Annotated in this window: 16 protein-coding genes; 9 read left to right on the top strand and 7 right to left on the bottom strand. The window is 44.7% G+C overall.

The window, feature by feature from the left end:
- Positions 1-33: 33 nt before the first annotated feature.
- Genes LDO37_RS02190 through LDO37_RS02165 form a run of 6 tightly spaced genes read left to right on the top strand, consistent with a single transcriptional unit; the run spans position 34 to position 5,245 of the window.
- Positions 34-555: a DedA family protein gene (locus LDO37_RS02190; protein ID WP_224055425.1), complete on the top strand. Its 522-nt coding sequence runs from the start codon at positions 34-36 to the stop codon at positions 553-555.
- On the top strand, positions 555-1,706 hold the full coding sequence (locus LDO37_RS02185; RefSeq protein ID WP_126605790.1) for a D-alanine--D-alanine ligase: 1,152 nt from the start codon (positions 555-557) through the stop codon (positions 1,704-1,706). Before LDO37_RS02190 ends, LDO37_RS02185 begins: the two co-directional genes overlap by 1 nt.
- A 14-nt stretch (positions 1,707-1,720) precedes the next feature.
- Complete coding sequence (locus LDO37_RS02180; RefSeq protein ID WP_126605789.1) at positions 1,721-2,269, top strand: hypothetical protein; 549 nt, start codon at positions 1,721-1,723, stop codon at positions 2,267-2,269.
- The gene (locus LDO37_RS02175) at positions 2,269-3,021 is read left to right on the top strand and encodes an NRDE family protein (protein WP_126605788.1); all 753 of its coding nucleotides are present in this window, start codon (positions 2,269-2,271) and stop codon (positions 3,019-3,021) included. The genes LDO37_RS02180 and LDO37_RS02175 overlap by 1 nt, the downstream gene beginning before the upstream one ends.
- A gap of 13 nt (positions 3,022-3,034) precedes the next feature.
- A complete protein-coding gene (locus tag LDO37_RS02170; RefSeq protein ID WP_221768487.1) occupies positions 3,035-3,487 on the top strand; it encodes a YHS domain-containing (seleno)protein in 453 nt (150 codons plus the stop codon).
- Positions 3,488-3,496: 9 nt separating this feature from the next.
- Positions 3,497-5,245 (top strand): lysophospholipid acyltransferase family protein, encoded by a 1,749-nt coding sequence (locus LDO37_RS02165; RefSeq protein WP_126605787.1) that lies wholly within the window; start codon positions 3,497-3,499, stop codon positions 5,243-5,245.
- A gap of 66 nt (positions 5,246-5,311) precedes the next feature.
- Here the strand turns inward: LDO37_RS02165 and LDO37_RS02160 are convergent, their stop codons facing one another.
- On the bottom strand, positions 5,312-5,878 hold the full coding sequence (locus LDO37_RS02160; protein WP_126605786.1) for a LysM-like peptidoglycan-binding domain-containing protein: 567 nt from the start codon (positions 5,876-5,878) through the stop codon (positions 5,312-5,314).
- Between the two features lie 173 nt (positions 5,879-6,051).
- Here LDO37_RS02160 and LDO37_RS02155 point away from each other — a divergent pair, with 173 nt between their 5' ends.
- The 3 genes from LDO37_RS02155 to LDO37_RS02145 all read left to right on the top strand — a co-directional run bounded on the left by LDO37_RS02155 (position 6,052) and on the right by LDO37_RS02145 (position 8,771).
- A complete protein-coding gene (locus tag LDO37_RS02155; RefSeq protein WP_101111165.1) occupies positions 6,052-6,672 on the top strand; it encodes an FKBP-type peptidyl-prolyl cis-trans isomerase in 621 nt (206 codons plus the stop codon).
- 219 nt (positions 6,673-6,891) lie between these two features.
- Positions 6,892-7,386, top strand: a complete 495-nt coding sequence (locus LDO37_RS02150; protein WP_126605785.1) for a DUF2780 domain-containing protein — start codon at positions 6,892-6,894, stop codon at positions 7,384-7,386.
- 116 nt (positions 7,387-7,502) lie between these two features.
- The gene (locus tag LDO37_RS02145) at positions 7,503-8,771 is read left to right on the top strand and encodes an O-acetylhomoserine aminocarboxypropyltransferase/cysteine synthase family protein (RefSeq protein ID WP_126605784.1); all 1,269 of its coding nucleotides are present in this window, start codon (positions 7,503-7,505) and stop codon (positions 8,769-8,771) included.
- A 65-nt stretch (positions 8,772-8,836) separates the two neighbouring features.
- On the opposite strand, the gene rplQ is transcribed toward LDO37_RS02145, so the two are convergent.
- The 6 genes from rplQ to rpmJ form a co-directional block, all read right to left on the bottom strand.
- Positions 8,837-9,223, bottom strand: coding sequence for a 50S ribosomal protein L17 (rplQ, locus tag LDO37_RS02140; protein ID WP_101111168.1), 387 nt, complete (start codon positions 9,221-9,223; stop codon positions 8,837-8,839).
- 26 nt (positions 9,224-9,249) lie between these two features.
- On the bottom strand, positions 9,250-10,242 hold the full coding sequence (locus LDO37_RS02135; RefSeq protein ID WP_101111169.1) for a DNA-directed RNA polymerase subunit alpha: 993 nt from the start codon (positions 10,240-10,242) through the stop codon (positions 9,250-9,252).
- Positions 10,243-10,266: 24 nt separating this feature from the next.
- Positions 10,267-10,887 carry a 30S ribosomal protein S4 gene (gene rpsD, locus LDO37_RS02130; protein ID WP_101111170.1) on the bottom strand — a complete coding sequence of 207 codons (621 nt, stop codon included), beginning with the start codon at positions 10,885-10,887 and terminating at the stop codon, positions 10,267-10,269.
- Positions 10,888-10,914: 27 nt separating this feature from the next.
- Positions 10,915-11,304 (bottom strand): 30S ribosomal protein S11, encoded by a 390-nt coding sequence (gene rpsK, locus LDO37_RS02125; protein ID WP_101111171.1) that lies wholly within the window; start codon positions 11,302-11,304, stop codon positions 10,915-10,917.
- Positions 11,305-11,321: 17 nt separating this feature from the next.
- On the bottom strand, positions 11,322-11,678 hold the full coding sequence (gene rpsM, locus LDO37_RS02120) for a 30S ribosomal protein S13 (protein ID WP_101111172.1): 357 nt from the start codon (positions 11,676-11,678) through the stop codon (positions 11,322-11,324).
- Positions 11,679-11,827: 149 nt separating this feature from the next.
- A complete protein-coding gene (rpmJ, locus tag LDO37_RS02115; RefSeq protein WP_000868186.1) occupies positions 11,828-11,941 on the bottom strand; it encodes a 50S ribosomal protein L36 in 114 nt (37 codons plus the stop codon).
- Positions 11,942-11,943: the final 2 nt, after the last annotated feature.

Below are 11,943 nucleotides of genomic sequence, written 5' to 3'. Positions count from 1 at the left end.
CTTTGGGCGTCACAACAAACACTCTTAAGCTTAATGCTAGGAGTGATTTTGGTTTCCTATCTGCTAGAAGATTTAGCCATTCTTGGCGCGGCTGGACTTGCGACTCAAGGAGCCATGCCGACATCTATGGCTCTGATTGCTATCTTTATCGGTATCGCAACGGGTGATTTAGGGCTCTATTACTTAGGAAAATGGGCTCACCAATCTCGTTGGTTACGTTATCGCCTGCTTTCTCACAAATCGATGCGCTGGGTTCGTCACAAACTGCACAACCGCCCTATTTTCAATCTATTCATTATTCGCTTTATCCCTGGTCTTCGGACATTGGGCTATTCCTTAAGTGGCTTTTTTCAACTGCCTCTCGCTTCTTTTATGTCTGCCGTACTGTTTGCGACTGCATTGTGGACGGCACTGATATTTGGCTGCACTTTCTGGCTGGGTCAACAGGCATGGATTCAAGCCAGCTCACATCAATGGTTACTAATACCAGTGCTGTTTATCACTTTGGTAATGGGTAACCGACTTATGAAATCTCGCTTTTCAAGGAGAGTGTAATGACAAGTTCGCCGTTGGCACTAGACAGCCAGTTTGAAGCGATCGACGTTGAAACTGGCATCAACAAAGGGATGCCAAAGTTTGTACAGGATCAGCAAGGTAGTATTTCACCTTACGAATTTTTGCCTGCTTGGGTGTTCTATACCCCAGTAGTGCTCCAAAGCTTTGCTCTTGCTCTGCGCTATGGTGATGTTCGCTTGCCACTAGTTGCTAATCCGAGCATTAAACTCAGCGGTATGGTGGGCGAATCCAAACACGATATCCTTTCTTTGGCTGGCAGTTATGCTCGCCAATGGGTTTCCCCCTTTATCACGGTATTCCAAACCGGTGAAGACGTAGCGGAGCAGTCGTCCAAGGCTTATCGGCAAATGCAAGATAATGGATTGGGTTTCCCTATCGTTGCAAAGCCTGATCTCGGTTGCCGCGGTGCTGGCGTAAAGCTTTTACATAACATGGATCAACTGACGCAATACTTCGAAAGTTTCCCCAAGGATTCTCGATTCCTATTGCAAGAAAAAGCCCCTTACCCAGCGGAAGCGGGTGTGTTCTACGTTCGCTACCCCGGAGAAAAGAAAGGGAAAGTCATATCTCTAACGTTGAAATACGCCCCATTTGTTGAAGGTGATGGGCAATCAACACTTAAAGAACTGATTGAGGCAGACCCTAGAGCAGGTCAATTGACGCATTTGTATTTCCCTCGTCACCAATCAAAGCTCAACCAAATATTACAGAAAGGAGAATCCTTTCAGTTGGCATTTGCTGGTAGCCATAGCCGAGGCAGCATATTTAGAAATGGAAATGCCTATATATCCGAGAAGCTAACCGAGCAACTAGACCGCATATTCGATGATGTTGAAGGTTTTTGCTACGGGCGTCTGGATATTAAATTTCAGGATATTTATGAGCTCATGGACGGGAAGAACTTTACCATTTTGGAAATCAATGGAGCGAGCTCAGAAGCCGCACACATCTGGGATCGAAAAACCCCATTACGGGAAATTTTTTCCACCCTTTTATTCCAATATCGCACATTGTTTGCGATTGGCGCATTGCAGAAAAAAGCTGGGCATAAGCCACCATCGATAAGCCAGTTACTGGCAGCGTGGCGCGAAGAAAAACAGCTTGTCAATGCTTACCCGCAAACCGATTAGAACAAGGACAACTTATGCAAATTGCGCCTATTTCGCTTACTGCTTCATTGCAAAATTTATCTTCCACCGTATTGGGAACCATTGAAACGATTGATCAAGGTATCGATTTACTGATGCAGATTAATTCGGATGATTATCAACTCGCAACACCGCCATTGGTGACGAGCTCTATGGGTGAGCATTGCCGTCATGTATTAGACATTTTTCATGCGCTTTCAGATTACGAAAATGGCGTAGATTACAACCTTCGCAGACGCGGACACGATGTGGAAAAAACGCGAGAGCTTGCCATTGTTGAATTCCAAGCCATAAAGCATTGGCTCAGCAAGCTAACGCCAGAGGAATTGAAACGCTCGATATCCGTTAAAACAGAAGTCGCTTTATCGGAAACACTGAGTGCTGAACTCACTTCCCAGCTGGAGCGAGAAATCGCATTTGCGGCGGTTCATGCAACGCATCATTACGCGCTAATGAAAGTGCTGGCGATTCAATTGGGTTATCAGACTGATAAAGAATTGGGATTCGCACCCGCTACCGCGACGTACTTAAGGGAGCAAGACTAATGTGCACCGTATCTTGGCTGTTAAAGGATGATGGCTACCAGGTCTTTTTTAATCGAGACGAGCAAAAAAGCCGAGCTCAAGCTGTACCGCCCACGCCTTTTTGCCACCAAGGTGTCGAATATCTTATGCCAGTTGACCCTGATGGCGGTGGCAGCTGGATTGCGACGAACGAACATGGTCAATCAATCTGTTTGTTGAATTACTACCAAGGAAGCGTTCCGAAAGGTGTACTAACAAGTCGAGGTTTACTGGTTAAATCTTTAGCGGCATTTCAAAACTATACTCAAGTAGATGAATACTTACAGTCGATTGATTTGAAATCTTTCGCACCTTTTTCATTACTGATTTTTGAACCCGATTTAACGCGTCGTCACTCAACAGTAAAAGGGGTTTGTTGGACTGGGCAATCTTTGGTTTATATACGACCTAACCCTCCATTAATCTCGTCTTCTGTCGATTACCAAAAAGCGTTTGAACTGAGAAGTGAATGCTACCAAGCGTATACATCCACTCACGCCAATGTCGATCAATTGCTGGAATTTCACGCATCTCATATTCCAAGCAAGGGACACTTATCTACTTGTATGCATCGCAAAGACGCCCATACCGTCAGTTTCACGCATATTTTAGTTACGAGTTCAGAAAGAGGTATGAGCTATTACCCTGGCTCACCTTGCTGTGGCATTACGGAATCGTACCTAACTCAAAATAGAATCTCTTTAATCCCTTCATCCAATGTGAAAATTGCATAACGAGGAACCCATTATGATACGCATGATCACCGTAGTTTGTACGTTAGTATTAGGGATGTTCTCCGCCATGACCTATGCGGCAGACCCTATCTATACTGGCTTTTTTAGCAGCAAAGCGATTTCTGGTTATGACGCAGTCAGCTATTTCGAAGCCAGCGAACCACAAAAAGGCAGTAGCGACCATACCATCGAATATCAAGGCGCTGAATGGTATTTCACATCCAAAGAGAATCTCGAAAAATTCATTCAAAATCCCGAGAAATACGCGCCTCAATATGGTGGATATTGTGCGTGGGCTGTCGGCGCTAAAAACGATACAGCGCCGGGCGATCCCCTTCAGTGGAATATTGTTGATGGCAAGTTGTACCTAAACTACGACGCGGACATTAAATCTCGTTGGGAAAAAGACATTCCTGGCTTTATTAGTAGCGGCGACAAAAATTGGCCAGAGCTAGTGAGTAATTAGGAGAAATCTATGCAAGTTACCTCTTCTCCGTTTCAGCTTCCCGCTGTCACGCCGTTTCGAATAGTAGAGCGGGTTGCTGAACGAGTCACAGGGCTGCGTTATTTGGATTCCTTATACCAAAAGCGTCCGATGGATCTCGATTGTTTTGAGTTTATGGATTACACACTTCAAGCTCTTAATATCGACTATAACGTCCAGCAAGGCTCATTAAATAGCATTCCAGAGGAAGGTCCTGTTGTCATTGTTGCCAACCATCCACTTGGGGCGATTGAAGGGGTGATATTGGCCGCTTTAGTTCGCCACCGAAGACCCGATGTAAAAGTGATGGCGAATGAATTGCTCAAACAACTTCCTGAGCTGTCTGATTTGTTCATTGGTGTGGATGTTTTTGAATCTAAGAGTGCAATAAAAACAAACTTAACCGCGATGCGCAGTGCACATCAACATCTGGCTAATGGTGGAGCGCTGATCATTTTCCCTGCGGGTGAAGTTTCTACTTATCAAGATGCACAGCTGCAAGACAAAACTTGGAGCCGTTCTGTTGCCAAGCTGGTTAAAAAAAGTAAGGCAACGTGCGTACCTATCTATATCGAAGGGAAAAACAGCTCGTTGTTTTATCTAGCGGGTAAAATACATCCACTTCTAAGAACCGCGATGTTAGGTAGAGAAATGATCGGGAAGCGATCGTCTCAAATACAGCTGTCCATCGGCGAACCCATTCTTTACTCTGAAATGAAATCTTTGAATTCGGAGCAAGATTTAGTTCACTACCTCAGGCTAAACACCTACTTACTTCGTAAGCAGTCCGGACAATCAAAGAGTTTACAACTGGCTTCATTCTCCACACCCGTTATGGATGCAATAGATAGTGAAAGGCTACAAGATGAAGTCAATGCGCTTCCAAGTGAATGCTTACTTCTTTCTCAAGGCGATTTTTCGGTTTATTGCGCGAGAAAAACGCAGATCCCAAACCTGATTCTAGAGATTGGCAGAGTAAGAGAAGCGAATTTCCGAGATGTAGGTGAAGGTACTGGTAAGGCATTAGATCTAGATCATTATGATGAGTATTACGATCATCTCTTTATTTGGCACAGTAAAGACAAACAGTTAGTCGGAAGCTATCGGCTGGGTAAGGTTGATGAAATCTTGCAGCAACATGGATTGAAAGGTCTGTACTCTCGTAGTTTGTTTAACTACAGCCAATCGTTTGTCGAAAGTCTCGACCATTCCATTGAGCTTGGTCGCTCTGTCGTCAATAAGCCTTATCAGAGAAACCTACAATCTCTTTTGATGCTTTGGAAAGGCATTGCGAGCTATGTTTATCGCAACCCGAAGTACACGCATTTATACGGTCCAGTCAGCATAAGTAATGACTATAGCCAAATTGCACGTCAACTAATGGCAAGTTGCCTGTCCATTCATCACTACGATGAACATAAAGCCAACTTGGTTTCCCCGTCGGTACCACTTAAAAAAGATGAATCAGTTTTTTGGCGTAATGACATGCTCAGTGCATTAGGCAGCGTTCAGCTACTGTCCAAAGTACTTTCCCGCATGGAAGAAGGCAAAGGGTTACCAGTCCTTTTAAGGCAATACCTAGGTTTAAATGGTCAGTTGGTATGTTTCAATGTCGATCCAGAATTTAACGACGCATTAGATGGGTTAATCGTTGTGGACTTGCGCAATGTGCCCGAAAGAACATTAGGGAAATACATGGGAAAAGAAGAAGCCAAAACTTACCTGTGTCATCACCCATAAGCGCTTAAACTTAGGTAGAAAAGAAAACGACTTCCGCGATTGGCTGAAGTCGTTTTACACCTTTCATTATTTACTTCGACCAAAGCCGCCATCTGAGAGTCTAAAAAACATCACGGATACCGATTTCTGCTCGAGCTGTAATATGTCTAGCTTTCCATCATCATCCAATTTAAATCGAATCAGCTGCCCTTCTCTTATCTTACTCAGTGGCTTATCGATACCCTCAATCTTAACCAGTGCGTTGAGATCAGTCATAGGTAGCTCGTTAGAACGAAAAACCTGAGCAAGTGTGTCTCCAGACTTAACAATATATTCTTTCCAAGCTTCTGTGCGAGGAGACTGTTGACTACTGGATGAAGATTGTTCGCTCAAACCTGTCGTTGTGATATCCAAAGGTTTGCGCACACTTTCAGGTTCTTTTTCATCCGGCACTGATTCACTAGGAGCTGGCAAGATAGAAAGAATAATAACTGCTACAGATAGCCCAATAACGCCTCTTTGGTGAAGCTTGGGCATACTTGCCCAATGATGTTTTATCTTGGAGCCTATTGCTCGTGCATCAACACCTTCGAACTTACTTTTTAGTTGATCGAATAATTTTGGCTGGCGAGTTCTAGCCACTCTCCGATTCATAATGCATATACCTTAGCGAACTGTCTTTCTATTATCTACGAACACGGTTCCTTAACAAAACGGACCGTTACACAAGTTAACAGTAACTTGACATATATTGGCATTTGCCGTTTCTTCACGCTAGTAGAACTGCTATCCTTTTGCTGCACAAATTCACACAATAGAGAGACAAGATGTCTGAAATCAAATTAGAAACCGTAGAGCAGAAAGCAAGCTACGGAATTGGTCTGCAAATGGGTCAACAATTGGCTGGTAGCGGTCTTGAAGGTTTGAATGTAGACGCGATCGCAAAAGGCATCGCTACTGCATTGACTGGCGGTATGCCTGAGATTGAAGTTGATGATATCAACAACGCACTTCAAGAGCTTCACACTCGTGCAGAATCTGCTCGCGCAGAAGTAGCAAAAGTAGCAGCAGCAGACGGTGAAGCGTTCTTGAAAGACAACGCTCTACGCTCTGAAGTTACCGTTCTTGAGTCTGGTCTACAGTACGAAGTGATCACTGAAGGTACTGGCGAAATCCCAAGTTCAGACAAATCTGTTCGTGTTCACTACCACGGCGAATTGACTGACGGTACTGTATTCGACAGCTCTGTTTCTCGCGGTCAACCTGCTGAGTTCCCTGTAACTGGCGTAATCAAAGGTTGGGTTGAAGCACTTCAATTAATGCCTGTTGGTTCTAAGTGGAAACTATACATTCCTCAAGATCTTGCATATGGCGAGCGCGGTGCTGGTGCATCTATCCCTCCTTATGCAGCTCTAGTATTCGAAGTAGAACTACTGGCTATCCTGTAATCTTACGTCGTCTCAAAAATGAAGCGGTGCTGAGCACCGCTTTTTTTATGTCATAAAGTAAACTGCTCATTCCCGTTTTGTAATCTCGGCACGACTCTCTAATCAAAACGGAAAATCCGACTAGGATTAATACACTCAACCGCATCAAGAAGCTCCATTCAAAGTATCTTGAAATTTTAAAATGGCTTGAGTTTTAGTGCCTTTATATAGGAATGAGTTATGAAAATTAAAACAACGATTATCACATTATCTGCGCTGCTGCTTGTCTCTCCAAGCTACGCATTCTTCGGCTTTGGTTCTTCTGAGGAAAAATCCTCAGTAGACCTTAACTCACTTGCTAACGATGCTTTCTCCAGCCAAGTCGACACTCAAGCTGATTCAGATTTAGTAAAAATGCTAAGCTCGCAACTGGATGTTTCACCAACTCAGGCAACGGGCGGCGCTGGCGCTCTCTTAGCACTCGCTTCCAATTCTTTAGGAGCTTCGCAAACGACAGAACTTGCTTCTGCAATTCCAGGTCTGAGTTCGTTAACTGGTTCCATACCAGGGCTATCAGGACTCGCGAGTAACTTTGGTGCTGTATCTGATATTTTTAGCAAACTAGGGCTCGACCCATCAATGGTGACACAGTTTGCTCCCATCATTCTGAAATACTTAGGTACCCAGAATGCATCTTCAGGTCTTCTGGATTCGCTTGGGAAAATTTGGCAATAGAGCTCTAAGCCACCAGTAACACTCCAATCAATAATTGGGTGGTTTTTGACCACCCTCTCTTTAACAAACTGAAAAGTATGCCACTCTGAATTTTTAATCATGGAAGAGTAGGTATTATGAAAGACGAAACACTGTCAATTCATCACGGCTATCAAACCGATCCCACAACTAAAGCTGTTGCGACCCCAATATATCAAACAGTTGCTTATGAATTCGACAACGCTCAGCATGGCGCTGATCTCTTCAACTTAGAAGTCCCTGGAAATATCTATACTCGTATAATGAACCCTACCAATGACGTGCTAGAGCAAAGAATGGCTGCGTTAGAGGGTGGACTTGCTGGGTTAGTTGTGAGTGCTGGCAGTGCCGCAATTAATTATGCGGTTCTAACACTAGCTCAAAGTGGAGACAACATTGTCTCGACGCCTCAGCTCTATGGTGGTACCTACACTTTATTTGCGCATATGCTGCCACAACAAGGTATTGAGGTTAAGTTCGCAAAGGATGATAAACCTGAAAGCTTAGCTGAGTTAATCGATGAAAACACCAAAGCGGTTTATTGTGAGTCTATAGGTAACCCAGCAGGTAACATCGTCGACATTGAGAGCATTTCAACCTTAGCGCACGCGAAAGGTGTTCCCGTCATTATTGATAATACGGTCGCAACACCTGTCCTTTGCAAACCTATTCAATTTGGTGCGGACATTGTCGTTCACTCTTTGACGAAATACGTAGGAGGCCACGGCACCACGCTTGGGGGAGTTATTGTTGATTCAGGAAAATTCCCATGGGCAAAGTATAAGGATCGATTCCCTGTATTTAATCAGCCTGAACCTTCCTACCACGGGGTTGTATACACAGAAGCCTTCGGTGAAGCGGCCTTTATAGGAAGAGCAAGAACGGTTCCACTGCGTAATACCGGGGCTGCTTTATCACCTATGAATGCCTTCATGCTAATGCAAGGATTGGAAACCCTTTCCCTTAGAATGGAAAGACATTGCGATAACGCACTAAAAGTAGCCAAATATCTAGAACAGCATGAGAAAGTCAGTTGGATTAGCTATGCGGGACTGGAGAGCTCTGACCATTACGGTCTGGCTCAAAAATACATGGGCGGTAAACCCTCTGCTATTTTGTCATTTGGTTTGAAAGATGGCTATGATGCTGGTATACGTTTTTACGATGCGCTTAATCTTTTCAAGAGACTTGTGAATATTGGCGATGCCAAATCGCTTGCGTGTCATCCTGCTTCAACAACCCATAGGCAGATGAGTGTCGAAGAACAAGCAAATGCAGGTGTTGTACCTGAAATGATTCGCTTATCGGTTGGCATTGAACATATAGATGACATCATCGCAGATTTAGAGCAAGCCCTAAAAGCGTAGTCTCTAATTTACAGGTACAAAAAAGCCGAGCATTACGCTCGGCTTTTAAGTTCTACACGAACTGATTACTCAGCAGCTGCTTCTTCAGCAACTTCTGGGCGATCAACAAGCTCAATGTAAGCCATTGGAGCTTTGTCACCAGTACGGAAACCGGCTTTTAGGATACGAGTGTAACCGCCCTGACGAGCAGCGAAACGTGGACCTAGTTCGTTAAATAGTTTTGCCACAACTTCGTTATCACGAGTGCGAGCAAATGCCAGACGACGGTTAGCAACGCTGTCAGTCTTAGCTAGTGTAATCAAAGGCTCAACGACGCGACGCAGCTCTTTTGCTTTTGGCAAAGTAGTCTTGATAACTTCATGACGTACTAGAGAGCTAGCCATGTTGCTGAACATCGCCTTGCGATGACTGCTGTTGCGGTTGAGTTGACGACCACTCTTACGATGGCGCATGACCTAATCCTTCTAACTATTATCGATTAATCTTCAGCGATCGACGCTGGTGGCCAGTTTTCTAGGCGCATACCTAGAGACAGTCCACGTGAAGCAAGCACGTCTTTAATCTCAGTAAGAGACTTCTTACCAAGGTTAGGCGTTTTAAGTAGCTCAACCTCAGTACGCTGTACAAGATCACCGATGTAGTGAATCGCTTCTGCTTTCAAACAGTTAGCAGAGCGAACTGTTAGTTCAAGATCGTCTACAGGACGCAGTAGGATCGGATCGAACTCCGGCTTCTCTTCCTTCTCTTCAGGGACACGAATGTCACGAAGATCTACGAAGGCATCAAGTTGCTCAGCAAGGATTGTTGCAGAACGACGAATTGCTTCTTCTGGATCAAGAGTACCGTTCGTTTCCATATCGATAACAAGCTTATCCAAGTCAGTACGCTGCTCAACACGTGCCGCTTCTACAGTGTAGGCAATTTTGTCTACAGGACTGTAAGTTGCGTCAACAAGCAAACGACCGATTGGGCGCTCATCTTCTTCAGTATGGATACGAGACGATGCTGGAACATAACCACGACCACGTTCTACTTTAATACGCATAGCGATTTCAGCATTATCATCAGTTAGATGACAAATAACGTGCTCTGGGTTAGCGATCTCTACATCACCATCATGGGTGATGTCACCTGCAACAACAGGGCCCGAGCCTGATTTGTTCAGTGTAATAAACACTTCATCTTTGCCCTCTGCCACTTTAACAGCAAGACCTTTCAGGTTAAGAAGGATCTCAAGGATATCTTCTTGTACACCTTCTTTGGTGCTGTACTCGTGAAGAACGCCTTCAATCTCAACCTCGGTTACTGCGCAACCAGGCATAGAAGATAGAAGAATGCGACGAAGCGCATTACCTAGAGTATGACCAAAGCCACGCTCTAATGGCTCAAGAGTTACTTTTGCGTGTGTCGTGCTAACTTGTTCAATGTCAACAAGACGTGGCTTAAGAAATTCTGTTACAGAACCCTGCATTGTGTCCTCTCTTTAATTTAAACCTTACTTAGAGTAAAGCTCGACGATCAGGTGTTCGTTGATGTCAGCTGACAGATCTGAACGCTCAGGCAAACGCTTGAACGTACCTTCCATCTTGCCACCATCTACTTCAATCCAAGTTGGTTTTTCGCGTTGTTCAGCAACTTCAATAGCTGCCTTAATGCGAGATTGCTGTTTAGCTTTCTCACGAATAGATACAACGTCGTTAGCCGCAACTTTGAATGAAGGAACGTTTACAACTTTACCGTTTACTAGGATAGCTTTATGGCTAACTAGCTGACGTGCTTCTGCGCGAGTTGCGCCAAAGCCCATGCGGTAAACTACGTTATCAAGACGACCTTCAAGAAGCTGAAGTAGGTTTTCACCCGTGTTGCCTTTAAGGCGTGCAGCTTCTTTGTAGTAGTTACGGAATTGTTTTTCTAGAACGCCGTACATACGACGAACTTTTTGCTTCTCACGAAGCTGAACGCCATATTCAGATAGACGACCGCGACGAGCGCCGTGTACACCTGGTGCGTTATCGATTTTACACTTGGTATCAATCGCACGAACACCAGACTTAAGGAATAAGTCAGTGCCTTCGCGACGGCTAAGCTTCAGCTTAGGACCCAAATATCTTGCCATGATTCTTCTCCAACTTTCCTAGAAACGTTATACGCGACGTTTCTTAGGTGGACGACAACCGTTATGAGGGATCGGAGTCGCATCAACAATGTTTGTGATACGGAAACCCGCAGCGTTTAGAGCGCGGATAGTAGACTCACGACCAGGACCAGGGCCCTTGACCATAACTTCTAGGTTCTTTAAGCCATATTCTTTGGCCATTTCACCACAACGCTCAGCAGCAACCTGTGCAGCGAACGGTGTAGATTTACGAGAACCGCGGAAACCAGAACCGCCAGCTGTTGCCCATGCAAGAGCATTACCTTGACGGTCAGTGATGGTTACGATTGTGTTATTGAAAGAAGCATGGATGTGCGCTACGCCATCTGCTACTTGCTTGCGTACGCGCTTACGAGCGCGAGTTGGTTGTTTTGCCATTGTACTCTACCTTCCGATTATTTTTTGATCGGCTTGCGCGGACCCTTACGGGTGCGAGCGTTGGTTTTAGTACGCTGTCCACGTAGTGGTAGACTGCGACGATGACGAAGACCACGGTAACAACCAAGGTCCATAAGACGCTTGATGTTCATGGAAACTTCACGACGTAGATCACCTTCTACAGTGTACTTAGCTACACCATCACGCAGTTGATCAATCTGCTCTTCAGTTAGTTCACTGATCTTCACATTTTCAGCAATACTCACGTCAGCTAGAATAGCTTGAGCGCGAGTTTTACCGATGCCGTAAATTGCAGTTAATGCAATCACAGCATGCTTCTGATCAGGAATGTTAATGCCTGCTATACGGGCCACTATTCACTCCTAGTACTTATATAAGAAATTATCCGCAGCAAAGCCCGTAGAGGATACGCTGCGGGATACTACTTCTTTTGCACGCAAAAGGTAGGCCGAGGAATATACTCGACACTACCTTATATTTCAAGTAAAAATTTCTGCTTAAATTAGCCTTGGCGCTGCTTGTGCTTTGGCTCACTGCAAATCACGCGAACGACACCGTTACGCTTGATTACTTTACAGTTACGGCAGATTTTTTTAACGGAAGCACGAACTTTCATTG

It is taken from the genome of Vibrio penaeicida (assembly GCF_019977755.1).
Classification (GTDB): Bacteria; Pseudomonadota; Gammaproteobacteria; order Enterobacterales; family Vibrionaceae; genus Vibrio; species Vibrio penaeicida.
The sequence above is the reverse complement of the archived record's forward strand: the minus strand, read 5'-3'. Positions and strand labels throughout refer to the sequence as shown.